18 protein-coding genes and 1 pseudogene are annotated in these 22,731 nt (G+C 75.1%); 9 read left to right on the top strand and 10 right to left on the bottom strand.

Going from position 1 to position 22,731, the window contains the following annotated elements; genetic code table 11:
• Window positions 1-73: 73 nt before the first annotated feature.
• Window positions 74-1,858, bottom strand: a complete 1,785-nt coding sequence (locus tag Q7T67_RS01775; RefSeq protein WP_304785612.1) for a Calx-beta domain-containing protein — start codon at window positions 1,856-1,858, stop codon at window positions 74-76.
• 141 nt (window positions 1,859-1,999) lie between these two features.
• Window positions 2,000-3,004 carry a dTDP-glucose 4,6-dehydratase gene (rfbB, locus tag Q7T67_RS01780; protein ID WP_304785613.1) on the bottom strand — a complete coding sequence of 335 codons (1,005 nt, stop codon included), beginning with the start codon at window positions 3,002-3,004 and terminating at the stop codon, window positions 2,000-2,002.
• 114 nt (window positions 3,005-3,118) lie between these two features.
• On the opposite strand from rfbB, the gene Q7T67_RS01785 reads away from it, so the two are divergent.
• Complete coding sequence (locus tag Q7T67_RS01785; RefSeq protein WP_304785614.1) at window positions 3,119-3,892, top strand: hypothetical protein; 774 nt, start codon at window positions 3,119-3,121, stop codon at window positions 3,890-3,892.
• A 123-nt stretch (window positions 3,893-4,015) separates the two neighbouring features.
• Here Q7T67_RS01785 and rfbD read toward each other — a convergent pair whose 3' ends face one another.
• From rfbD to Q7T67_RS01805, 4 genes are all read right to left on the bottom strand, one after another.
• Window positions 4,016-4,981: a dTDP-4-dehydrorhamnose reductase gene (gene rfbD, locus Q7T67_RS01790; protein WP_304785615.1), complete on the bottom strand. Its 966-nt coding sequence runs from the start codon at window positions 4,979-4,981 to the stop codon at window positions 4,016-4,018.
• 17 nt (window positions 4,982-4,998) lie between these two features.
• On the bottom strand, window positions 4,999-6,075 hold the full coding sequence (locus Q7T67_RS01795; RefSeq protein WP_304785616.1) for a glucose-1-phosphate thymidylyltransferase: 1,077 nt from the start codon (window positions 6,073-6,075) through the stop codon (window positions 4,999-5,001).
• 123 nt (window positions 6,076-6,198) lie between these two features.
• On the bottom strand, window positions 6,199-6,678 hold the full coding sequence (locus Q7T67_RS01800; protein ID WP_304785617.1) for a pyridoxamine 5'-phosphate oxidase family protein: 480 nt from the start codon (window positions 6,676-6,678) through the stop codon (window positions 6,199-6,201).
• Between the two features lie 9 nt (window positions 6,679-6,687).
• Window positions 6,688-7,278 (bottom strand): TetR/AcrR family transcriptional regulator, encoded by a 591-nt coding sequence (locus Q7T67_RS01805; protein WP_304785618.1) that lies wholly within the window; start codon window positions 7,276-7,278, stop codon window positions 6,688-6,690.
• 128 nt (window positions 7,279-7,406) lie between these two features.
• Here Q7T67_RS01805 and Q7T67_RS01810 point away from each other — a divergent pair, with 128 nt between their 5' ends.
• Together Q7T67_RS01810 and Q7T67_RS01815 are read left to right on the top strand one after the other, a co-directional pair.
• Entirely contained in the window at window positions 7,407-8,324 is a 918-nt protein-coding gene (locus tag Q7T67_RS01810; RefSeq protein WP_304785619.1) for a hypothetical protein, read from the top strand.
• A 257-nt stretch (window positions 8,325-8,581) separates the two neighbouring features.
• Window positions 8,582-10,264 (top strand): catalase, encoded by a 1,683-nt coding sequence (locus tag Q7T67_RS01815; protein WP_304785620.1) that lies wholly within the window; start codon window positions 8,582-8,584, stop codon window positions 10,262-10,264.
• A 14-nt stretch (window positions 10,265-10,278) separates the two neighbouring features.
• Here the strand turns inward: Q7T67_RS01815 and Q7T67_RS01820 are convergent, their stop codons facing one another.
• Together Q7T67_RS01820 and Q7T67_RS01825 are read right to left on the bottom strand one after the other, a co-directional pair.
• Complete coding sequence (locus Q7T67_RS01820) at window positions 10,279-12,444, bottom strand: YafY family protein (RefSeq protein WP_304785621.1); 2,166 nt, start codon at window positions 12,442-12,444, stop codon at window positions 10,279-10,281.
• A 99-nt stretch (window positions 12,445-12,543) separates the two neighbouring features.
• Window positions 12,544-13,743, bottom strand: a complete 1,200-nt coding sequence (locus Q7T67_RS01825; protein WP_304785622.1) for a 3'-5' exoribonuclease YhaM family protein — start codon at window positions 13,741-13,743, stop codon at window positions 12,544-12,546.
• Between the two features lie 320 nt (window positions 13,744-14,063).
• Here Q7T67_RS01825 and Q7T67_RS01830 point away from each other — a divergent pair, with 320 nt between their 5' ends.
• Both Q7T67_RS01830 and Q7T67_RS01835 read left to right on the top strand, forming a co-directional pair.
• Window positions 14,064-14,990 (top strand): alpha/beta fold hydrolase, encoded by a 927-nt coding sequence (locus Q7T67_RS01830; RefSeq protein WP_304785623.1) that lies wholly within the window; start codon window positions 14,064-14,066, stop codon window positions 14,988-14,990.
• 105 nt (window positions 14,991-15,095) lie between these two features.
• Entirely contained in the window at window positions 15,096-16,154 is a 1,059-nt protein-coding gene (locus tag Q7T67_RS01835; RefSeq protein WP_304785624.1) for a L,D-transpeptidase, read from the top strand.
• A 121-nt stretch (window positions 16,155-16,275) separates the two neighbouring features.
• Here Q7T67_RS01835 and Q7T67_RS01840 read toward each other — a convergent pair whose 3' ends face one another.
• Window positions 16,276-16,494, bottom strand: a complete 219-nt coding sequence (locus Q7T67_RS01840; protein ID WP_304785625.1) for a hypothetical protein — start codon at window positions 16,492-16,494, stop codon at window positions 16,276-16,278.
• 169 nt (window positions 16,495-16,663) lie between these two features.
• Between Q7T67_RS01840 and arfB the strand changes: the two genes are divergently transcribed.
• From arfB to Q7T67_RS01855, 3 genes are read left to right on the top strand one after another with little or no spacing between them, the layout of a single operon-like run.
• The gene (gene arfB, locus Q7T67_RS01845; RefSeq protein ID WP_304785626.1) at window positions 16,664-17,071 is read left to right on the top strand and encodes an alternative ribosome rescue aminoacyl-tRNA hydrolase ArfB; all 408 of its coding nucleotides are present in this window, start codon (window positions 16,664-16,666) and stop codon (window positions 17,069-17,071) included.
• Window positions 17,072-17,110: 39 nt separating this feature from the next.
• Window positions 17,111-17,386 carry a hypothetical protein gene (locus Q7T67_RS01850; RefSeq protein WP_304785627.1) on the top strand — a complete coding sequence of 92 codons (276 nt, stop codon included), beginning with the start codon at window positions 17,111-17,113 and terminating at the stop codon, window positions 17,384-17,386.
• A 52-nt stretch (window positions 17,387-17,438) separates the two neighbouring features.
• Window positions 17,439-18,347 (top strand): hypothetical protein, encoded by a 909-nt coding sequence (locus Q7T67_RS01855; RefSeq protein ID WP_304785628.1) that lies wholly within the window; start codon window positions 17,439-17,441, stop codon window positions 18,345-18,347.
• 7 nt (window positions 18,348-18,354) lie between these two features.
• Here the strand turns inward: Q7T67_RS01855 and Q7T67_RS01860 are convergent, their stop codons facing one another.
• Window positions 18,355-21,246, bottom strand: a complete 2,892-nt coding sequence (locus Q7T67_RS01860) for an AAA family ATPase (protein WP_304785629.1) — start codon at window positions 21,244-21,246, stop codon at window positions 18,355-18,357.
• A gap of 176 nt (window positions 21,247-21,422) precedes the next feature.
• Between Q7T67_RS01860 and Q7T67_RS01865 the strand changes: the two are divergent.
• Window positions 21,423-22,731 (top strand): annotated as a pseudogene (locus Q7T67_RS01865) (hypothetical protein); the annotation flags it as partial.

Below are 22,731 nucleotides of genomic sequence, written 5' to 3' on the forward strand. Positions count from 1 at the left end.
GCGCACCGTACGTCGGCCCCGTCCCCGGGGCTCGCCGGCGGGGCGCGTCGCAGCGCCCCGCCAGCGGGTCCGGCTACCGGACCCGGACGCGCTTCGTGCTCGCGTGGGACGGGAGCAGCGCCGCGTTGCCGTTGAACCGCGCGCGGACCGCGAGCGACGACGTCCCCCGGAGCCGGCGCGCGACCCCGAACGAGACGGTCGAGCGGTAGGTGCACGAGCTCGACACCTTCACGAGGCGCGAGGAGATCGTGAACCGCCCCGCCGTGAAGGTCACCCGGACCTTGCCGCTGCACCCGGTGGCCCGCGAGACACCCGTCGGGCGCGTGATCCGACCGGTGGTGACGAATCGGTGGGGAAGCGTCGCGTCCCGCGCCGGCGTCACGGCGGAGGTGATCCGCGACGCCCGGCGCGGCGCGACGACGCGACGCCCGACGAGCCCGGCGCTGTCCGAGCTCGCCGACCCCGCGGCGTTGGCCGCGGTGATGCGGCAGACGATGGGCTTGCCGATGTCGCCCGTCGCGACGGTGTAGCGGAGGTTCGTCGCCCCGGCGACCGGCGCCCCGTTGACGAACCACTGAACCGACGTGGCCGGCGAGGTGCCGGTGAACGTCCCGGGGACGCAGGTGAGCCGGTGCCCGACAATGGGGTCGCCGCTCACCGTCGGCGGGGTCACCGCGGTCGGGGCCGTCGGCCCGGTCGGCGGGACCACGGCGGGAGGCGCCGGGTCGTCGTCCGTGATCGTCACGGTCTGGGTCACCGGTGTGGCCGTGGCGTTCGGGGCCGGGTTCGACAGGTTCACCCGGAACGACTCGTCGCCCTCGAACGCCGAGTCGTTCAGGATCGGGACCGTGACGGTCTTCGTGACCTCGTTGTCGCCGAAGGTCACCGTCCCGGAGGTCGCGGTGTAGTCCTGCCCGGCGACGGCCGATCCGTCGGCGGTCGACCAGTCCACCCGCGTGGCTCCCTTCGTGCCGCCGAGGCGGTTGATCGTGACCGCGACCGTGCCGGCGGCCTCGCCGATCGTCGACGCCCCGGCGCTCACGCCGATCTCCGTCGGGCAGTCCCACTCCAGGCCGTCCATCCGGACCGGCGTCTCCCCGATCGGTGTCATCGCCCCCGTCGTGGTGTCCACCGTCGAGAGGTAGTCGGGCGCGGCGGAGCCGCTCAGGCCGTCGAGCGCGTAGAGCGTCGTGCGGTCGCATCCGAAGGCGGCGGCGGGGACTGCGGCACCGTCGTTGTACGCGCCGGAGAGCGGCGCGACGACCGTCGTGGCGCCCGTCACGGGGTCGATCGTCCGCAGGTCGCCTCCGTTGGTGGCGTTGCCCCTGAGCATGATGAAGATCCGTCCGTCGCGGTCGACCGACATGCCGTCGCCGTAGCTGCCGGTGCCGGCACCGACCTCGGTCGCGGCCCCCGTCGCCTTGTCGATCGTGACGAACCGGTCGTTGGCCTCGCTCCAGCCGACGAGCTGGCCGTCGGGACGGAAGGTGATGTCCGCCACCGGACCGGCGTTCTCCGGTCCGACGAGGGTCCCGGCCCCGGTGGCCTTGTCGATCGTGACGATCGACCTCGGGGCCGTGGGGTCGTTCGCTCCGGTCGCTCCGTACAGGACGCCGGTGGTCGGGTCGACCGCCAGGCCCGTCAGCGAGAACCCGGTCGGGCCGACCGCCGTGGTCTGGGCCGTCGCCGGATCGACGCGGTAGAGGGTCGGGACGTTGCCGCCGCCACCGTTGCCCGTGCCGCCGGCCGCGCCGTAGAGGACCGGAGTCGGCGCAGCCGCCGCGGTCCCTGCGAAGGCCAGCAGGGTGAGCGCCGACAGCGCCGGTGCCGCGATGGATCTACGAGTTCTGGGTGACACGAGGGACTCCTGTCCGCTGGCCTGAAAGGAGCGGCAGTCTCTCGGGTCACCCCGGTGCTGTCTACCTCGTCCATCGGCGGAGGCGGGAGCCGTCGTGATTCTCGACGGATGCCGGAGCCGATGCGGCCGCAGGGGCCCGCGTCAGCCCTCGAGGAAGCTGTGGTCCTGGCCGTAGACGCGGCGGTAGTAGGCCTTGTAGTCGTCGGTGTCCACCAGCGGCTTCCACCAGTGCGGGTGGTCGCGGTACCAGTGCACCGTCGACTCCAGGCCGCCCTCGTCGAAGTCCATCCGCGGCTTCCAGCCCGCGAGCGCCTCGAGCTTCGACGAGTCCAACGCGTAGCGGAAGTCGTGGCCCAGGCGGTCCTCGACGTGGCGGATCTGGTCGGTCGACGCGCCGGTCAGGCCGATGATCCAGTTGACGACGTCGAGGTTGATCTTCTCCTTCGCCCCACCGACGTTGTACGCCTGCCCGGCCTCGCCGTGCGCGAGCGCGGCGTGGATGCCGGAGGCGAAGTCGTCGACGTGCAGCCACGTACGGACCTGGTCGCCCTTGCCGTACACCGGCAGCGGCCCACCGTGCAGGGCGTTGAGCGTCATCACCGGGATCAGCTTCTCGGGGAACTGGCGCGGTCCGTAGCAGTTGGATCCGCGGGCGATGACGACGTCCTGCCCGTAGGTGTGGTGCGCGGCCAGGACGGTGAGGTCCGCGCCGGCCTTCGACGCGGAGTACGGGGAGGACGGCTCGAGCGGGTGCTGCTCGGTGAACGCCCCTTCGGTGATCGAGCCGTAGACCTCGTCGGTGGAGACCTGGACGTAGCGGACCTCCCGCCGGCGGGCCTCCTCCACGAGGGTGTGGGTGCCCAGCGCGTTGGTCAGCACGAACGCCTGCGCGTCGATGATCGACCGGTCCACGTGCGTCTCGGCGGCGAAGTTGACGACCGCGTCGACGCCCTGCATCGCGCGGGCGGCGGCGGAGGGGTCCTCGATCCGGCCGACCAGGAGCTCGACGTCGAGGCCCTCGACGTTCTCGCGCCGGCCCGCGTAGGTCAGCGCGTCGAGCACCCGGATCTCGTCACCGGCCGCGACGCGCTGATGCACGAACGCCGAGCCGATGAACCCGGCACCACCACAGACGAGAAGCTTCATACGGCTGAGAACCCTACGGCAGGGGCCCGGTGCCGGAGGGTGTCGCGGCGCACGCCGTACGATGCGCGGCATGTCCACGCGTCCCGGAGCCGCCGCCGAGCGAGGAGCGACCGCGTGAGCGTCGTCGACAGGTCCGACCGCCGGTGGAGGGTCCGCCGGCGCTGGCTGCCGTGGCGACGCCGGGTCCGGGAGGTCCCCGACGTCCCGTTCGACGGTGGCGGCCTGGGCGACGACCCGATCAGCGCGATCATCGGGCTGTTCTTGCTGGTGCTCGCGCTGCCGGCGATCATCGTGCTCGTCGCGCTCCTGGTCGAGCTGCTCGTCCTGGTGGCGCTGCTGCCGGCCTTCGTCCTCGTCCGCCTGCTTCTGCCGGTGCCGTGGACGATCGAGCTGTGGTCGCGACCCGCGCAGCGGCGGTTCCTCGGCTGGCACCTGCAGCACGAGGTCCCCGTGCGGGGCTGGCGGGCGTCCGCGGCCCGCATGACCGAGATGGTCGCGGAGATCCGGGAGCAGGAGCGCGGAGCGCGCTACGTCCCCCGCGAGGTCCGCGCGAAGGCCGAGGCCGACGGCACGACGGCGCGGATCGACGAGTCGTGGGCGGCCCACGACGCGCCGCGGACCGAGGCCCCGACGGACGACCCGACGGGGACCGGCCGGACGCCCGGAGACGCGGCACCGCCCGCGCAGGCCGGGGCGGACGTCGCGACGGGGTCGCCCTACGGCGCCGCCCCGGTGCGGCCCGTGGGCGGGGGGACGACGTCCCGGACGGCCGACGGACCGCCGGGGCGGCCGCAGGCGGGTGGGGCGTCCGCGCCGCGTCCGGCGGACGGCCAGGGCGGATCGGGTGGCCCGACGCCGAACCCGTTCGCCCAGCGCGACGAGGACTGACCCGCCCGGAGGACCCGTTCACCCGACGCGACGGGACTGACCCGCCCGGACGGAGCCGGCCGGACGAACCCGGACCCGGACGCCCGGCCGGGGCCGGGGCGTGGCGTGGCGTCCGCCCCGCGGTCAGGCCGGCGCGAGCCGGTTGGCCTCGGCCAGGTGGCCGCGCAGACCGTCCTGCCAGGCCGGGAGCACCGGGACGTCGGCGCGCGTCGAGGTCATGACGCTCCACGCCGGGCGGGGTGCGGGGCGCGGGAACTCGGCCGTCGTGACCGGGAGCGCCGTCGTGCCCGCGCCGGCCAGCGCGAAGGTCTCCTGCGCCAGCCCGTGCCACGTCGTCCGCCCCGAGCCGCAGAGGTGCGCGACGCCGCGGGCCTCGGAGGCGGCGACCGCCACGAGCGCCGGCGCCAGGTGGCCGGTCCAGGTCGGGCAGCCCTGCTGGTCGGCCACGACCGACAGCTCGTCGCGGTCCGCCGAGAGCCGCAGCATGGTGTCGACGAAGTTGCCGCCGCCCTCCCCGAACAGCCAGCTGGTCCGGCAGATCAGGTGGTCGGGGTTGTGCTCGGCGACAAGTCGCTCGCCCTCGAGCTTCGTCCGGCCGTAGGCGCCCTGCGGGTCGACCGGCGCGTCCTCGCGGTAGGGCTCCGTCGCGTCGCCGCGGAAGACGTAGTCGGTCGAGACGTGGACGATGCGGGCCCCGAGCGCCGCGGTGACCTTCGCCAGGTTGCCGGCGCCCTCCGCGTTGACGGCCGCTGCTGCCGCCTCGTCCTCCTCGGCCCCGTCGACGTCCGTGTACGCCGCGCAGTTGACGACGACGGCGGGCGAGGTCTTCTCGAGCCACGCGGTCGTGCTGCCCAGGTCGGTCAGGTCGAAGGCCGCACGCGGGGCCTCGACGACGTCCCAGCCGTGGACGCGGGCGACGTCGGCGACGCGGTGGCCGAGCATCCCGGTGGCACCGACGACGACGATCCGCCGGCGGTGGTCGGCCCGGTCGGGTGCGTCGACGTCGGTGCGGTCCAGCGCGTTCTTGTTCGGCCGGATCACCATGTTCGGCCCGAGTCGCTGGACGCTGCGCTGCTGGGAGAAGCCCATGAGGAGTGCCCGTCGGGCTAGAGGATCTCGATCTCGGAGTTGTCGCCGACCATGAAGCGGTAGGCCCGCGGGGTCCGCTCGCCGCGCCGCACGATCACGTCGCGGCCCAGCAACGAGCTCTCGATGCGGCCCTCCAGGCCGATCAGCTTCGCGCGCTCCAGCAGGATCGAGTGCTCGACCTCGGACCGCTCGACCACCGCGTCCCTGGCGATCGCGGAGTACGGACCGACGTAGGAGTCGGTGATGACCGCGTTCTCGCCGATCACCACCGGTCCGCGCACGACCGACCGGACGATCCGCGCGCCGGCCTCGATGATCACGCGGCCCTCGACGTTGGACGCCTCGTCGACCTCACCGTCGACCCGGCGGTCGATCGTCTCGAGGATCAGCCGGTTGGCCTCCAGCATGTCCGCGAGCTTGCCGGTGTCCTTCCACCACCCGTGCACCACGTGCGGCTCGACGCGGTCGCCCTGATCGACCTGCCACTGGATCGCGTCGGTGATCTCCAGCTCGCCCCGCGGCGACGGCTCGATCGCCTTGGCCGCCTCGAGGATCCGCTTGGTGAACAGGTACACCCCGACGAGCGCCAGATCGGACTTCGGCTCCTTCGGCTTCTCCACCAGCCGCGTGACCTGCCCGTCGTGCAGCTCCGCCACGCCGTAGGACGTCGGGTCGTCGACCGGCTGCAGCAGGATCATCGCGTCCGGCGCGTGCTGCTCGAACTGCGCCACCAGCTCCGAGATGCCGCCCTGCAACAGGTTGTCGCCCAGGTACATCACGAACGAGCTGTCGCCCAGGAACGGCTCGGCCGTCAGCACCGCGTGCGCCAGACCGTCCGGCGACGTCTGGTCGATGTAGGTGATCGAGGCGCCGAACTGCGACCCGTCGCCGGCGACCTCCCGGATCTCCCCACCCGTCTCGGGGTTGAGGATGATCCCGATCTCCGTGATCCCGGTCTCCACCATCGACCGGATCCCGTAGAACAGCACCGGCTGGTTGGCCACCGGCACCAGCTGCTTCGCCGACGTGTGCGTGATCGGACGAAGCCGCGTCCCGCGACCCCCCGACAGGATCAGACCCTTCAGATGCGCCATTGCCGCCGGAGGCTATAGGGCGTCCGCGCCGCGACCCGCAACGGGACGCCCCACCCGGGTGCCCCGAGCCGTGACGAACCCGCTCGCGGTCCCGGCCCGAGACGCTCGGGGCGGGGCCCGGACTCAGTACACGCCCTGGGCGAGCTTGCGGTGGTCCCACGTGGAGCGGCGCCGCTCGACGAACTCGAACGCGACGCGCTTGGTCGCCTGGGCCTCGACCATCGCGGTCACCTCGTCGGGCAGCGGTCCGTCCTGGGCCACCCCCGGGGTGTAGCGCCGCAGGATCTCGGTGCCCAGCGGCACGAGGGTCTCGAGGTCGCGGTGCAGGACGACGTCGCACTCGAGCATCACGCCGCGCAGCTGGTCGTAGGTGTCGCCGGCCTCGACCTGGAGCGTCGCGCGGGGATCGCGCTCGAGGTTGATCGCCTTCTGCGAGCGGGCGAAGGTCCAGGCCCACATCCGCCCGTCGCGGACGACGTACCAGAGGGGCATGAGGTGCGGCCAGCCACGGGGCCCGTGCGTGGCGCAGACGACGGTGCGCTCCTCCTCGAGGAACGCGAGGGCCTCGTCCTCGCTCATGGTGATCTGGTCGCGCCGGCTCATGGGACGACGCTAGCCGATCCTGGCCGCCTGGCCAGTCGGCGCGGGCGCGATGCCGTCGAGGAACGCGGAGAGGATCGGCTCGGTGTACGCCTCGTCCCCGTCGATCCGCGCGATCATCACGACGGCCTCCAGGAGCTGCTCGAGCCCGAGTCCGTCGCGGACCGCCCCGGCCCGGCGGGCGGCGTCGAACAGCGGGCGGCCCGCCGCGAGGACCCGTGGGCGCCCCTGGTGCACCACGGCGTTGTCCGGGTCGGGGCGGGCGAGCAGCGCGTTGCCGACGTGGCGCTTGCTCCGGTAGAAGGCGAAGAACCGGCGCAGCCACGCCTGCAGGGCGACGCCCGGCGGCGCGTCCGGCAGCGCGCCCGCGGCCTCGCACACCGCGTCGACGTCGTCGACGTAGACGGCCTCCAGCAGCTCCTGGCGACCGGGGAAGTTGCGGTAGAGCGTCGCCATGCCGACCTCGGCCCGGCGGGCGATCTCGGCCATCGAGACGTCGTCCCCCGGGTCCGCGAAGGCGGCCCGCGCGGTCTCGAGGATCCGTTCGCGGTTGCGGGCGGCGTCGGCGCGACGGGGCGGGTTTCCGGGTGCGGGCTGCGGCATGGGTTCGGGGTGCGCGAAAGGCCGCGCGGATGAAACGGATAGCCAATCCGGTACGCTTTCCGGACTGCCTCTCCACTTCGAGGTGGATCCTACCGCCGCAGCACCGCCGCGGTCGTCCGAAAGACCCCATGTCATCCCAGCCGCACCCCACCCCCGTCGTCTCCGTCGCCCCGATCGTCCTGCCCGCACCCGACCGCGGCGAGGACCTGCCCGTCCGCGTGTCCGCCCCCGTCACCGGCCGGGACCTCCCCGTCGTCCTCCTCGCCCACGGCCACGGCTGGTCGCTCGACGGGTACGCCCCGCTCGTCCAGGCCTGGTCCGCGGCCGGCTTCGTCGTCCTGCAGACGACCCACCTGGACTCCCGCCGCCTGGGCCTCACCGACGAGGACCCGCGGCACGCCGAGATCTGGCGGATCCGCATCGCGGACCTGCGGCGGATGCTCGACGAGCTCGACGTCCTCGAGGCCGCCGTCCCCGGGCTGGCCGGACGCGTCGACCGGTCGCGCGTCGCCGTCGCGGGCCACTCCTTCGGCGGGCAGACCGCCGGTGCGCTGCTCGGCGTCCGCGTGCAGGACGCGGACGGCCGGCCCGGGGAGGACCTCTCCGACCCGCGGATCTCGGCCGGGGTGCTGCTGGCCTCGGGCGGGGCGGGCGGGGACGACCTGTCCCCGTTCGCGAAGGAGCACTTCCCCTTCATGCACCCGTCCTTCACCGGCCTGACGCGCCCGGCGCTCGTGGTCGCGGGGGACCACGACGACTCGTTCCTGACGACCCGCGGGCCGGACTGGTTCGAGGACCCCTACCGCCTCAGCCCCGGACCGAAGAGCCTGCTGACGCTCGTCGGGGCGGAGCACACCCTCGGCGGCGTCGCCGGGTTCGAGGTCGCGGAGACGACCGACGAGCACCCCGGTCGCGTCGCGCTGCTGGCGCGCGTCACGGCCGCCTACCTGCAGGACGCCCTGGGCGTCGACGGCGCGCCGTGGTCGGCGGTGCGGGCCGAGCTGGAGGGCGGCGCCGACCCGCTCGCCCGGCTCGAGTCGAAGTAGTCCTCGGCGCGCGTCGGTCGGCCGGGACGTCCGGCGTCCGGCGCGCCGCCCCGAGGACGACCGTCGGGCGGCGGCCCCCGTCGACGCACCCCGGCCGACGCACCCGCCGCCCCGCGGGTGTGGACCCCGGCGTACCGGGGTAGGCGTGGCCGACCGCGTCGCACGTCCTCCCGGACGGCCGGCGCACCCCAGGACCCGGTCCCCGTCCGGCCGACGGCGACCGGCAGCACCCGGTCCCTCACGCCACAGGAGCACCCATGTCCGACGCACCGAACCACCCGCCCGCCTCCGGCGACGACCGCGAGACCCTGACCACCCGCCAGGGCCAGCCGGTCTTCGACAACCAGAACACCCGCACGGTCGGCGACCGCGGTCCCGCGACGCTCGAGAACTACCAGCTGCTCGAGAAGATCGCCCACTTCGACCGCGAGCGGATCCCCGAGCGCGTCGTGCACGCACGCGGCGCCACGGCGTTCGGGCGCTTCGAGTCCTACGGCACGGTCGGCGACCGGCCGACCTCCGAGCTCACCCGGGCGAAGGTCCTGCAGGAGGGCGGCTCGTGCGAGGTCGCCGTCCGCTTCTCGACCGTGGCCGGCGGCCGCGACTCCTCCGAGGCCGTCCGCGACCCCCGCGGGTTCGCGGTGAAGTTCTACACCGAGGACGGCAACTGGGACCTCGTCGGCAACAACCTCGGCGTCTTCTTCATCCGCGACGCGATCAAGTTCCCGGACTTCATCCACTCGCAGAAGCCCGACCCGGTCACGTTCGAGCGCCAGGTGGCCAACCGCGTGTTCGACTTCGCGTCGCAGACGCCGGAGTCGCTGCACATGTTCACGCTGGTCTTCAGCCCGCGCGGGATCCCGACGAGCTACCGCCACCAGCAGGGCTTCGGCGTCAACACCTACAAGTGGGTCAACGCCGCCGGCGAGACGAAGCTCGTCAAGTACCACTGGATCCCGGAGCAGACCGTCGAGAGCTGGACCGAGGACGACGCCGCCGTCGCGCAGGGCGAGGAGCTCGGCGTCCACACCAAGGACCTCTACGCCGCGATCGACGAGGGCGACTTCCCCGCGTGGGAACTGCGCGTCCAACTGATGGACGACCACGACCACCCCGAGCTGGACTTCGACCCGCTCGACGACACGAAGACGTGGCCGGAGAACGACTTCCCCGTGCTGCCGGTCGGCCGGATGGTCCTGGACCGCCGGCCCGACAACTTCTTCGCCGAGAGCGAGCAGATCTCGTTCGGCACCGGCGTCCTCGTCGACGGCCTGGACTTCTCCGCCGACAAGATGCTGGTCGGCCGCACGTTCTCCTACTCCGACACGCAGCGCCACCGCGTGGGCCCGAACTACCTGCAGCTCCCGGTCAACCAGCCCAAGGGCGTCGCCGGCGGCGTGCGGACGAACCAGCGCGACGGGGCGATGACCTACGACCAGGGCCAGGGCGGCGACAACCCGACGGTGAACTACGAGCCGTCGATCATCGGCGGCGTGCGCGAGGCGGAGGCCGCGGGCCCCGACGGCGCCGGCGAGGTCCACGAGGGCCACGTCGTCCGCCGCCAGATCCCGCGCACCGACGACTACACGCAGCCGGGCCAGCGCTACCAGCTGTCGGAGCAGTGGGAGAAGGACGACCTCGTCGCCAACCTCACCTCGCAGCTGTCGGAGTGCGACCGCCCGATCCAGGAGCGGATGGTCTGGCACCTGCTGCTCGCCGACGACGAGCTGGGCTCCCGGGTGGGCGACGGCATCGGCATCGGCGCGGACGACGTCCGCCACCTGAAGCCGCTGGCCTCGCAGGGCTGGGGCGAGCGGGAGCAGCAGCGCCTGGAGCACCTCGGCGACAACGGCCCGCGCGACGTGACCGGCCTGACGATGACCCACTGCGTGCCGAACACGCGGAAGAACCTCGTCGACTCGAACGTCGCCGCCGACTGAGCGGGGCGCCGGCGCTACCGCGCGAGCAGGCCCTCGGCCACGCGGCGCACCGCGTCGCGGGCGTCGCCGGGCTCGAGGACCACGAGGTCGCCGATCTCGGTCAGCACCTCGCGGACGAGCCAGTCCGCGCCGGCGAACGCGACCTCGGTGACGAGCGCGCCGTCCTTCAGCTCCTCGGCGATGGTGCGGCGCTCGCGCTCCCAGCGGGCGCGGTCCGGGCTGACCCAGACGCGGGCGGAGCGGGACGCGGGCAGCTCGCCCGTGCGGGGCCACCCGGCGACCTCGGCGGCCGGGTCGACCTCGGGCCGGCGCTCGAACGTCTGCTCGAGCACGTGCGCGTGGCGGATGCGGTCCAGGCGGAAGTGCCGGACGTCGTCCCGCGCGGGGTCGAACGCCGCGACGTACCAGCCCTCGCGACCGTTGATCAGCGCGTACGGCTCGACGGTCCGGTGCGAGAACTCGTCCTCGTTGGGCTTGTAGTAGTCCAGCTCGACCAGGTGGCGGTCGTGCGCGGCGCGGGAGATCAGCCGCGAGAGGTCGCGGTCGTCGCCACCGCCGTGGGCGACCTGCAGACCGTGCTCGAGCGGGTCCTCGCCCAAGGCGTCGACGACCTTGCGGCGGACGTCGCCGAGGGTGCCGTCGGGGAAGTGGTCGCCGATCAGGTCGATCGCCGCGACGAGCGCCTTGGCCTCGACGGGCAGCAGGCGGGCGGGGCGGGCGAAGTGGTCCGAGTACGGCTCCGGGTCGACGTCGAGGTAGCCGTCCGCGGCGATCTCGGCGTAGAGCACGTACGAGCCGCCGCCGAAGTTGACGACGTTCAGGACGTTGATGTCGTCGCGCAGCTCGGCGTCGGAGACGTTCAGGCGCGAGAGCACCTCCTTGACCTCGAGCCGCTCCTTCAGCCGGCCCGCGTGGATCAGGATCGACGCGAGGGTCACCAGCCGGGCGAAGCGCTCGGGCCGGATGACGCCGTCGCGGGTCGGCGGACCGTCGGCCCCGGTGTCCTCGACGGGCTCGACGCGGCGGCCGGGCGCGGGCGTGAACGGGCCGGTGTGACGGTCGCGCACGAGCTCCACCCGCGTGCGGTACTCGTCGCGCAGCGCCGCCGGCTCGAGGATCTCGGCGTGCTCGCCGATCCGCATGACCCAGCCGAGCAGCGCGCGCTCGACGCCGTAGTCCGTGACGAAGACGACGTCCTCCGGCGGACCGGACTCGGCGGTGGATCCCGGCACACCGTCGCCCGAGGTCCCGCCGGGTGCCGCGGCCGCGGCCGCCACGCGGGCGTGCTCGCTCGACGTCGCGGCGTCGCCGGTCAGCGGCGTGCCGTCGAGCGCCTCGAAGGTGCCCTGGCGGCCGTGCGCGCGCTGGACCTGCCAGGCGATGCGCCCCGCGACCCGGATCCGCGCGGTACCCACCGTCTCGGACATCTGCCAGTCGGCGCGGTCGCCGTAGGGCCGCGGGTCGAAGTCGTCCGGGCGCCGGAAGTCGTGCTCGGCCTTCGTGGCGTAGGCGACCTTGTCGCGGATCCGCGACAGGCGGAAGACCCGCAGGCCGCCGCGCTCGTGGTCCTTGCCCAGCAGGTAGAACTGGCCGCCGCGGAAGAGCAGGTGGTACGGGTCGACCTTGCGCGACTCGACGACGTCGCGGTGCAGCGAGTGGTACTCGAAGACGATCGTCTTGTTGCGGAAGATCGCCGACTCGACCTTCGCCAGGCGCTGCGACGGGTCGCGGCCCGCGACGCCGGCGGTGACGCCCAGGCCGACCAGGCGCGCCGCGGGCTCGGTCAGGGGCGACGGGCGTCCCCAGGAGAGCTGCTGCAGCGCCAGGCGCAGCGGCTCGGCGTAGGCGAACTCGCCGTCGAGCAGGCTGAGGGCCAGCTGGAGCGACGCGAGCTCCTCGTCCGAGAACGCGATCGGCGGCAGGTGGAAGTTCTCGCTGCGCAGCGAGTAGTGCTCCTGCTCCGCGGTGCCGTCACCCGGCCGCTCGATCGTCAGCTGGATCCCGAGGGACTCGAGCTCGGCGCGGTCCGCGTAGAAGCGGCGCGCGAACGCGTCCTCGTTCATCCCGCTGTAGCCCTCGACGTCCCGGCGGATCTCCGGTGCGGTCACCGGCCGGCGCTCGGCCATGAGGTACGAGATCAGTGAGAGCTGCCTGATCAGCTTCTCGGTGTCCTTCGCCATCGTCCGGGGACCATACGGCCCGGCGGACCGGCGCGCGGGGCCGACGGTGCGTCGTCCCCGCTGTGCAGCGGCTTCCGCGCCGGGGGCCGGAGCCGGGGGTCAGGCGGCGTGCAGACCCAGGCCCGTCGGCGCGGCCGACCCGAGTCCGGCGAGCGACGTCTGGCCGGCTCCGGGGACGCCGTCGACGACCTCCGCGGCCGGGGGCGGCGGACCGGCGCCGGGCTCCTCACGGACGTCGGGCGGCGGCGCGTCGGCCGAGGACGGAGCGCCGCCGGCGTCAGGGGCCGGAGCCTCACCGGGGTCCGAGGCCGGAGCCGCGTGCTCGTCGGCCGGCGGCGCGGCGCCCCCGCGGGCCGGGCCGAAGAACGCCGCCCCCTCGAGCGCGCGGTCGTAGCCCGACCACTCGTCGCCGGGCTTCAGGCCGCGCTCGAGGCGGTCCAGGCTGCCCATCCGCGCCGCGAGGTCGTCGGCCTGGTGCACGAGGACCGCCTCGCGCGTGGCGGGCACGACCGGGCTGCCGTACTCGACCTTGCCGTGGTGGCTGAGGACGATGTGGCGGATCGAGCGCGCCGTCTCGGGCGGGAACCCCTCGATCGCCCCGACGACGCGGCGGACGATCTCGTAGCCGATGACGATGTGGCCCTCGAGCCGCCCGACGTCGGTCAGGTCGGGCGCGACGGGATCGGGCGTGTAGGTCTGGGCCTTGCCGATGTCGTGGAGGATCGCGCCGGCGACCGCGACGTCCCGGTCCACCGGGGGGAACAGTGGCGCGAGGCCCTCGACCGCCTCGGCGACGCGCAGGGTGTGGTCCAGCAGGCCGTGCGGGTACGCCTCGTGGAAGTGCTTCGCCGCCGGGGCGATCCGGAACCGCGGCCAGAACGCGCCCGCCGGGTCGAACACCCGCTCGAGCAGCGCCCGCAGCCACGGGTCCTCCGTGCGCGTGATCAGGGCGCGGAACCGGCGCTCGAGCTCGGCCACCGGCTGCGAGGGCCCCTCGATCAGCAGCGACAGGTCGACCGCGTCCTGATCCACCGCCTCGACCCGGTCGAGCTGGATCTGCCGGCCGAAGCGCTCGTGGACCTCGAAGCGCCCGACGACCCGGACCGCGGAGCCGCGGACCGCGACGGCCGCGACCTCGGCGGCGTCCTCCCAGACCATCGCGGTGACGGCTCCGGACCGGTCGGCGAGCTCGAGCCGGAGGAAGACGTCGTCGCCCCCGCGCTTCGTGCGCAGGTCGGCGCCGCGCACGAGGAGCACCCGGTCCACGGACGAGCCGTGCTCGTGCTCGCGCAGTTCCATGGCGGAGACCGTAGAACCGGGGCCGGACGGAGTCGCACGAGGGACCCCGGCTCGCAGGATCCGGCCGTGAGCAGGGACTTCCGGTGCTCGACGCCGGACGAGCGGGCGACCGGACGGGCCGCCCGACCGCGATCGCGCGACTGTTCGACACGCTCGCCGCCGCGCGCGGCGGGACGGAGACCCCCGCCGTCCCGCGCGGTGTCGGATCCCGCCATACGAACGTTGAGAAACCGGCGTACACCGACTGTCGTGCATGTCTCTCCGCCGATCGGGGGAGTGATGAGCGACATGCGTCACACTGGAACCGATAGCGTCGCCCGATGACGTCGCGGGGTGAGATCACGGAGCGGACGGTCCTGGTGGCCGGCTACCGCACCCGCCTGCTCGAGGTCGGGGGCCGTTCGGGCCCGGGCACCGGCGGCGCGCCGATCCTCCTCCTCCACGGCTACTCCGACTCCGCGGACACCTGGCGCCGCGTGCTCGAGCTGCTCGGCAGCCGCGGCCAGCGGGCCGTCGCGGTCGACCTGCCCGGCTTCGGCAAGGCCGACCGGCTGCTGCCCGACGAGCCGATGCTCGACCAGTACGTCCGGCTCGTCACCGCGCTGCGCGAGCAGCTCTGGCAGGACGAGGCCCCGATCCTCGTCGGCAACTCCATGGGCGGCGCGACCGCCCTGCGCTGCGCCGAGGTGCGCCCGTCGCCCGCCGGCGTCGTCCCCATCGGCCCCGCCGGCTTCGAGCACCCCGGGTGGTTCGGCGCGATCGAGCAGCAGCCGCTCATGCGCTGGGCGCTGAACGACGCGATGCCCATCCCCGCCGCGGTCCTGCGCGGGATCATCGCCCGGGTCTTCCGGCAGCTCGCCTACGGCGACCCGTCGCGCGCCCGCCGACAGGACCTCGACCTCTTCGCCTCCCACTTCACGTGCTCGCGCGACATGCGCCGGCTGCTGGCCACGGGCCGCCGGCTGAAGGGCGAGCTGATCGACCCGTTCCGGCTGGACCTGATCGAGGCGCCCGTGCTCCTCGTCTGGGGCGAGCGCGACCGCATGGTCAGCTGCCGCGGCTCCCGGCACCTGCTCGAGGCGCTGCCGGACGCCCGGTACGAGCGGCTCGTCGGCGTCGGGCACTGCCCGCAGCTCGAGGTTCCCGAGCTCGTCTGCGACCTGCTCTCCGGGTTCCGCTCCGCGCTCCGGGCCGGGGACTGGGACGCGACTCCCGTCGGCGACCCGGTCGAGGCGCTCGCCGCCTAGGCGACACCGCACGTCCGCGGCGGCGCACCGTCGCGCCCCGCTCGACGCCGCGCACCGTCGCTTGCAGCCGGCTCGGCGGCGCCGGCGCCGACCTACAGTGGACGGATGCCGTCGTTCTCCCTCCGCGTGGCCCCCGCCACGCGCACCGTCCTGCTGGGCGCGGTCCTCGCGTCCGTCGCCGTCCCGGGCTCGGTCGTCGCCGCCTCCGCCGCCACCACCACGACCGCCCCGGCGGCCCCGGCCGTCCCCGCCAAGCCCGGCAAGGTCGTCGTGCCCGCCGGCGTCTCGTTCGGCGGCATCGACCTCTCCGGGCTGACGCAGACCAAGGCGAAGGCCAAGCTGCGCGGCACGCTCGAGGCGAAGGCCCCGTCGACCGTCCCCGTGGTCGTGACCATCGCGGGCCGGCCGCACAAGCTGAAGATGTCGACGATCAAGTACCGCTTCGACCTCGAGGGCCTCTCGCAGGCCGCGGTCAAGGCGAAGCCGGGCACGACGCTGCCGGTGCTGACGACCTGGTCGTCCGGGCAGACGGCCCGATGGTTCCGCTCCATGTCGTCCATGAGGAAGTCGACGCGCAACGCGACGATCACGGTCGGCATCACGAAGCAGCGCACGACGGGCTCCCGCAACGGCTGGCGCGTGGACCGCTCCAAGCTCGAGGCGCTCGTCACGCCCGTCCTGAAGGACCCGTCGAAGGCGCGGGCCCTGAAGCTCGCGGTCGTCCGCACGAAGCCGGCCGTCACCCTCGGCGGCCTGAAGCGCCAGTACGGCACGATCATCACGGTCGACCGCCCGACGTTCCGGCTGCGCGTCTTCAAGCGCCTGAAGCTGTCGAAGACCTACAAGATCGCCGTGGGCTCCGAGGGCCACACGACGCCGGCCGGGATGTACAACATCACCTCGAAGCAGGTCAACCCGGCCTGGCACGTGCCCAACTCGGCCTGGGCCGGCGACCTCGCCGGTCAGGTGATCCCGGGCGGCGCGCCGAACAACCCGCTGAAGGCCCGCTGGCTCGGGCTGCGCGACGGCATCGGCATCCACGGCACGTCCGAGGCCTGGTCGATCGGGACCCGGGCGTCGCACGGCTGCCTGCGCATGCACCCGTCCGACGTGATCGACCTCTACAAGCGGATCCCGATGGGCACGCCGGTCAAGATCCGCTAGGCGGGACGGGGGTCCGGCGGGTCGACTCCGCGGCATCGCCGCGGGGACCCCGGCCGGTCCGCCGTGGACCGCGCGGACCGCGGCCGGCGGCCCCGACGCGCGGGACCCCGGCCCGGCGCCGCTACTTGCCGAGCGTGCTCTTGAGCAGGAAGCCCGAGACCGCCGCGAGGACGAGCAGCAGGACGCCGACGCCGGCGCTCCCGATGCCCACGACGCCGAGGACGAGCAGGACCGCGCCGACGACGCCGAGGCCGCCGGTCGCGAGGGTCAGGCGGTAGGCGCGGGTCTCGCGCTGCTTGCGCGTGAGGCGGGTGCCGGATCGGCGCTGGAGATCGCTCATCCCCACATCGTAGTTGGCGCGGGGACGCTGCTCGCCACCGGGGCGCGCGCCGCCCCCGCGGCCGCCGGTGACGGACGCGGGCACGGCCGCGGGATCGAACCCCCCGCCCCCGCAGGTCCCGTCGCCCGCGGGGTCCGCAGGTCGCGGACCTCCTACCCTGGGAGACCGGATGGAGACGCTGCGCATCAACGGGGGCACCCGCATCCCGCTGACCGACGTGGTGATCCGCGCCAGCCGCTCGTCGGGCCCGGGCGGCCAGCACGCGAACATGACGTCGTCGCGGATCGAGGTCTCCTTCGACGTGCGCGCCAGCAGCGCGCTGTCCCCGGGACAGCAGGCGCTCGTGCTCGAGCGGGTCGGCCCCGTCGTCCGCGCCGTCTCCCAGGACGCCCGCAGCCAGGCGCGCAACCGGCAGCTCGCGCTCGACCGGCTGGCCGACCGGATCCGCGAGGCGATCCACGTCGACGCGAAGCGCCGGCCGACCGGCCCGTCGCGCAACGCCAAGCGCAAGCGGGTCGAGTCGAAGGTCAAGCGCGGGCAGGTCAAGAAGGACCGCCGCAGCCCGAAGGACTGGTAGCCCGGTGTCCCGGGCGCCCGCCGGGGTAGTCGTGGAGGCATGACGGTCGTCCGCATCGACGTGACCCTGGACCCGGACCACCGGCAGGGGGTCCTCGACGCGTTGCGCGAGCAGCCCGACGTCGTGGCCGTGACGGCCGGGGCCGAGAGCTTCGACGTGGAGCTCGCCGGGTACGCCCGCGACGCCGCGCGCGCCCGGGCCAGCGAGATCCTGCGCACCGTGACCGGGGCGGTCGGCGTCGACCTCGGCGCGCTCGCCCTCGCACCCGACGCCGAGGCGAGCGACGGTGCGAGCGCGGGAGCCGGCGGGGGCTGAGCGCACCGACCCCGGGGGGCCGTCACGGCCCGGGGCGGTACCGTCGTAGGGGATGGTCGTCGCCACGTTCCCAGCGGACCAGTGGCGCGAGTACGTGCAGGAGCCCGGCCGCGAAGGGATCTTCCTCGTCCTCGCCGCGTTCCTCGCGTCGTTCCTCTTCATCCGCACGAGCGCGCGGATGATCCGCAGCGACCGCTTCCCGTGGTGGCCCGGCAGCGTCGTCACCGGCGGCGTGCACCTGCACCACCTCGTCTGGGGGATCGTCCTCATGATGAGCGGCGGTACCCTGGGCTTCGCGCTCGGCGGCCAGGCCCCGTGGTTCCAGGTCTCGGCCGTGGTCTTCGGCATCGGCGTCGGCCTGACGTTCGACGAGTTCGCCCTGTGGGTCTACCTGCGCGACGTCTACTGGGCGCGCGAGGGCCGGCAGTCGATCGACGCGGTCGCGATCACCGCGGCGTTCATGGGCCTGATCTTCCTCGGCATCAACCCGCTGAAGATCGCCACCGGGGACGACGTCCTCGCGACCCTCGTGTCCGCCGGATACACGATCGGCGCGCTGCTGGTGGCCGGCGTCTGCTTCGGCAAGGGCCGCTTCTTCCACGGCTTCGGGTCCCTCGTCTTCCCGCCGATCGGCCTCTGGGCCGTGCCGCGGCTCGGCAAGCCCGGATCCCCCTGGGCGCACTGGCGCTACGGCGACCGCGATCCCGAGCGCCAGCGCCGGTCGGAGGAGCGCTTCGGGGCGCACCGGCGCTCGGCGGTCCTCGTCGACCGGCTGCGCGGGGCCGTCGGGGGCTTCCCGGTCGAGTCGCGCCCCCGGGCCGAGCGCGAGGACGACCCGGCGACCCTCGAGCGGCGGCAGCTGGACGCCTCGGTCGAGGCCGCGCTCGAGATCCAGGCCCGGGCGATGGCCGAGGCGCAGGCGCAGGCCCGCGGCGAACACCGCCGCGCCGGTCACCACTGAGGTCCGTCTACGCGCGGCGGAGTGGGCCCGTCGCGCCGTCGCCGGCGTCGTCCAGCGCGGCCCGCAGCCCGTCGCGCGACTCGATCCCGAGCTTGCGGTACGCCCGGCCCAGATGGGTCTCGACCGTCTTCCGGCTGACGTGCCGGCGTGCGGCGATCGCCGGGTTGCCGAGCCCCTCCGCGGCCAGGCGCGCGACCTCGAGCTCGGCGGTGGTCAGCGCCTCGCGACCGTGCCGCGCGGCACGCCGCGGCCGGGCGCCCACGGTGCGCAGATGGGCGAGCAGCTCGTCGCTCCGGCGCCGCAGGCGCAGGCCGTCGGCGAGCTCGAGCGCCTCGAGCAGCGCGGTCCGCGCCCCCACGGCGTCGCCGGCGTCGCGCCGCGCGAGACCCAGCGCCGTCAGGCCCCGCAGCAGCAGCAGGCGCGCGGGCGACGGGCGCAGCAGCGCGACCGCGCGATCGAGCTGCGGCACCCCGTCGGCGCCACGGACGATCCCGGCGAGCATCAGCGCGTCGGCCCGGTGCCGGGCGACGGGGGCGGCGACCGTGCGCTCGACCTCGCCATCGGCGACCCGCAGCGCCTCGTCGTGGCGGCCCACCGCCATCAGCGACCGCGCCAGGCTCCACCGGCCCTCGCGGGTCCCCAGGGCCAGCCGCAGGCCCCCGATGCGCAGCCGCTCGGCCTCGCCGCTCTCGGCCACCGCGATCGCCGACTCCGGATCGCCCTCGGCGCGGAGGATCGCCGCCTCGGCCTCACGCAGCCGCAGGAGCGCGTAGGCGGGGATCGTCACCTCGCGCGACTGCTCGAACGCCGCCCGGGCACGCTCGACGTCGCCCGCGTCGAGGTGCGCGTCCACGAGGACCAGCAGCCACCACGCGGAGTACGGGGTGTCCGTCGCCCGCGAGATCTCGAACGCGCGCTCGGCGTCGGCCAGCGCCGGGGCCAGCTCGCCCCGCAGGCGCGAGGCGAAGGACCGGCCGCCGAGCGCGGTCATCTCCGCCAGGACGTTGTGGCGCGCGATCGCCCAGTCGCCCGCGCGGCTGAGGATCGCCACCGCCTCGTCGAGCAGGTCGGCGTGGACCAGGCCGGTCGTGACGTGCGTCAGGGGGAACCCGTGGGCGGCGGAGTCGGTCACCGGGTCCAGCGACGTCGCACGCCGGGCCAGGTCGGCCACGAGCGCCGACGGCGCGCCGTCCAAGGCCGCGATGTTGACCGCGTGGGCGACGAGCGGGCCCGCCGCCTTGCCGCCCGCGCGGATGTCCTCGGTCACGGCGGTGACCCGCGGGTCCTCCGTCGGCCGCAGGTCGGGGACGAACATCGCGTCCGTCAGCCAGCCGGCCAGGACGCGGTCGTAGAGGGGGTCGTCGACCGGCAGGCCGTCGAGCGCGTCCTTCGACGTCCGGGCCGCGTCGTCGAACCGCTGCGCCAGGTGGAACGCCCGCCCCAGCGCGTGGCGCAGCTCGGCCCGGCGCCGCGGGTCGTCGATCAGCCCGAGCGCCTCGTGCAGGCGGTCCGCGGCGTCCGGCCGGCCGGCGAGCGCGTCGGCCTCGGCGAGCGCGCCCATCACCGCGCCCTCCAGCTCGGGCGGCGGCGGCTCCCGGCGTGCCCGCTCCAGCAGGCGGCCCGCCGCCACCGGGTCCCCCGCCGCGTTCGTCGCGCGGGCCGCGCGCATCAGGACCCCGGCCACCCACGGGTCCCCGTCCGCGCGGGCCTCGAGCAGGTGGGCGGCGACCGTCTCGACCGGCGCGCCGCGGGCGTCCAGGAGCGTGGCGGCCCGCCGGTGCAGGCGCGCCCGGGCGAACGGGTCCAGCCCGTCGCGGACCGCCTCGGCGATCAGGGCGTGCTCGAAGGTCAGGGGCTCGCCGGGGCGGAGGATCGCGGCGCTCGCCAGCCCGTCGGCCGCGGACTCGGCCTCGCGGGCCTCGAGCTCGGCCACCGCGGCCGCCAGACGCAGGTCCGGGCCGGCGCCCAGGACGGCGACGGCCCGGGCCAGGGCGGTCGCCGCGGGGACCAGGCGCCCGAGGTCCACCCGGACGGCGTGGCGGACGGCGTCGGGGACCGCGTCGGCGTCCCCGTCCGCCGGCCCGGTGCGCAGCAGCTCGCGGACGTAGAACGGGTTCCCCCCGCTGCGGCGCACCAGCCGGTCCAGGGTCGCCCGCGACGGGGCGCCCTCGGTCGCGGCGTCGACCGCCATGCGTGCGACGGCGTCGTCGCTGAGCGGGGCCGGCCGCAGGTACGCGCCGCCCGCCCGGGCGCGCAGCCGGTCGAGCAGGACGTGGAACGCGCCGGGCTCGTGCGGCCTCGTGGCCACGACGATCAGGAGCGGGAGCCGCTCCAGGGTCGCCGCGAGCTCCTCGAGCACCCGAAGCGAGCCGGCGTCCGCCCAGTGCAGGTCGTCCAGCAGCAGCAGCCCGGCGGCCACGCCGCCCCGGCCGACGATCCCGCGCAGGTCGGCGAGCACGCCCTGAACGGCGGCGGCGCCGCCGTCGGGCGCGGGCTCGGGGGCGTCCGGGTCCCACGTGCGGTCGTCGGCCGGCTCGGGGCGCGGTGGACGGCCCGCGTCGTCGCGCAGGTCCCGGACCAGGCCGAGGGCGCGGAGGCGGTGCAGCTCGTCGCCGGCCGCCCGCAGGACGCGCACGGCCCGCCGATGGGGTGTGCCGCCCCACGGACTCGCGGGGCGGGCGTCGGGCGAGCCGGACCCGGCGAGGAAGAGCTCCGCGGCCTCGTCGAGCAGCCGCGACTTGCCGATGCCGCCCGGGCCCTCGACGACCACGAGCCGGCCGACGCCGTCGAGCACGTCCCGCACCGCCTCGCGCAGGAGGCCCGTCTCGGCGTCGCGGTCCAGCAGCGGTCGGGCGGCGCCGCCGAGGCCCGTCACCCGTTGTCCGCCGTCGCCGTCCACCGTCGCTCCCAACGTACCGGTACCGGGGGACCTCGTCGCGTCGGGGTGCGGCCGGCGTGGCGTCGGGGAGGCACCCCCACAAGATCAGGGACCTCACCGGTTCGCCGGACGCCGGACGCCGTCAGGGTCCGCAGCATCCCCGGGAGCGTGCTGCGCGCGACCGGTGGAGCGCTCCCATGCGGACCGACCGGCACCCAGAGGCCCACCTCGAACGCGACCCGCGGGTCCTCCTGGCGGGGGCGTCCGCCCGCGTCCCCGAGGCCGTCCCCGCCGTCGCCGCGTCGAAGACCGCAGCACCCCCGGCGCCGGCGCCGGCGCTGGACCGCCCGCGCGTCACCGCGCTCCTGGAGGCCGCGTGCGCCCGGCCGCTGACCGTGGTCGCCGCCCCCGCGGGGTCCGGTCGCACGGTGGCGCTCGCCGCCTGGGCCGCGGCGACCCGGGCCCCGGTCGCGTGGCTGTCGCTGGACGAGGGCGACGACGACCCCCGGCGCCTGTGGGTCCACCTGCTCGCCGCGCTCGAGCGCGTGCGCCCGGGCGTCACCCGGCCGGCGGGCCGCGCGCTCTGGGCCGACCTCGACCTGGGGCGGCGCGTGCTCCCGCTGACCGCCGACGCGTTCGCCGAGGCGGCGCGGATCCCGGGGCCGCCCGGCGCGACGGACGTCCCGCTGTCGGTGGTGCTGGTCCTCGACGACGTCCATCGGCTGCGCTCCCCGGTCGCCTGGCGGCTGCTCCGCGGACTGCTCGACCAGGCCCCGACGAGCCTGCGGGTCGTCGTGTCGGGGCGCACCGCTCCCCCGCTGCGGACCGTGCGCCGCCGCGTCGCCGGGCAGCTGGCCTCCGTCGACGCCGACGACCTGGCGTTCACCCCCGAGGAGACGACGGCCTACCTCGTCGGCCTGCGCGGGCTGCGCCTCGACGAGCCGTGGGTCGCCGCCGCGCACGACCGGACGGCGGGCTGGCCCGCGGGCCTCGCGCTGCTGGCCGGCACCACGCCGAGCGACCCCGGCCGGGCGCGCTTCGCCGAGGCCCTCGACGACACCGACGCGGCGACGGCCGGCTACGTCGAGGAGGAGGTCCTCGAGCCCGCGTCCCCCGCCCTGCGCCGCGTGCTCGTCCGCGCCTCGGTCCTCCACCACCCGACCGGGCCCCTGTGCGCCGCCGTGCTCGACGACCCCACGGCCGCGGGGCTCCTCGTCGACGCCCGCGAGGCGGGGCTGCTCGTGCACCGCGGCCCCGAGGAGCGGTGGCGTGCGCCCTTCGGCGACGCCCTCCGCAGGATCCTCGGCGAGCGGGAGCCGGACGTCGTCGGCGTGCTGCACGCCCGGGCCGTCGACGCCTGCGTCGCCGCGGGCCGGATCGGCGAGGCGATCGCCCACGCGACCGCGGCCGGCGACCCCGTCCGGGCCGCCGCGCTCGGCGAGGCGCACGTGCGGGCGCTGGGCGTCCGGCCGGCGGTGGCGGTCGAGGACGGGGCGGATCCGCACG

Origin of the sequence: Patulibacter sp., from assembly GCF_030655195.1 — a bacterium.
Taxonomy (GTDB): domain Bacteria; phylum Actinomycetota; class Thermoleophilia; order Solirubrobacterales; family Solirubrobacteraceae; genus Patulibacter.

Coding starts and splice junctions, on each gene's coding strand:
- Q7T67_RS01800 (WP_304785617.1), bottom strand. CDS start 6,678: ATGAGCCGGCGCGACCAGATCACCATGAGCGAGGACGAGGCCCTCGCG.
- Q7T67_RS01830 (WP_304785623.1), top strand. CDS start 14,064: ATGACGTCGCGGGGTGAGATCACGGAGCGGACGGTCCTGGTGGCCGGC.
- arfB (WP_304785626.1), top strand. CDS start 16,664: ATGGAGACGCTGCGCATCAACGGGGGCACCCGCATCCCGCTGACCGAC.
- Q7T67_RS01815 (WP_304785620.1), top strand. CDS start 8,582: ATGTCCGACGCACCGAACCACCCGCCCGCCTCCGGCGACGACCGCGAG.
- Q7T67_RS01810 (WP_304785619.1), top strand. CDS start 7,407: ATGTCATCCCAGCCGCACCCCACCCCCGTCGTCTCCGTCGCCCCGATC.
- Q7T67_RS01835 (WP_304785624.1), top strand. CDS start 15,096: ATGCCGTCGTTCTCCCTCCGCGTGGCCCCCGCCACGCGCACCGTCCTG.
- Q7T67_RS01795 (WP_304785616.1), bottom strand. CDS start 6,075: ATGGCGCATCTGAAGGGTCTGATCCTGTCGGGGGGTCGCGGGACGCGG.
- Q7T67_RS01825 (WP_304785622.1), bottom strand. CDS start 13,743: ATGGAACTGCGCGAGCACGAGCACGGCTCGTCCGTGGACCGGGTGCTC.
- Q7T67_RS01855 (WP_304785628.1), top strand. CDS start 17,439: ATGGTCGTCGCCACGTTCCCAGCGGACCAGTGGCGCGAGTACGTGCAG.
- rfbD (WP_304785615.1), bottom strand. CDS start 4,981: ATGGGCTTCTCCCAGCAGCGCAGCGTCCAGCGACTCGGGCCGAACATG.
- Q7T67_RS01805 (WP_304785618.1), bottom strand. CDS start 7,278: ATGCCGCAGCCCGCACCCGGAAACCCGCCCCGTCGCGCCGACGCCGCC.
- Q7T67_RS01850 (WP_304785627.1), top strand. CDS start 17,111: ATGACGGTCGTCCGCATCGACGTGACCCTGGACCCGGACCACCGGCAG.
- Q7T67_RS01840 (WP_304785625.1), bottom strand. CDS start 16,494: ATGAGCGATCTCCAGCGCCGATCCGGCACCCGCCTCACGCGCAAGCAG.
- rfbB (WP_304785613.1), bottom strand. CDS start 3,004: ATGAAGCTTCTCGTCTGTGGTGGTGCCGGGTTCATCGGCTCGGCGTTC.
- Q7T67_RS01820 (WP_304785621.1), bottom strand. CDS start 12,444: ATGGCGAAGGACACCGAGAAGCTGATCAGGCAGCTCTCACTGATCTCG.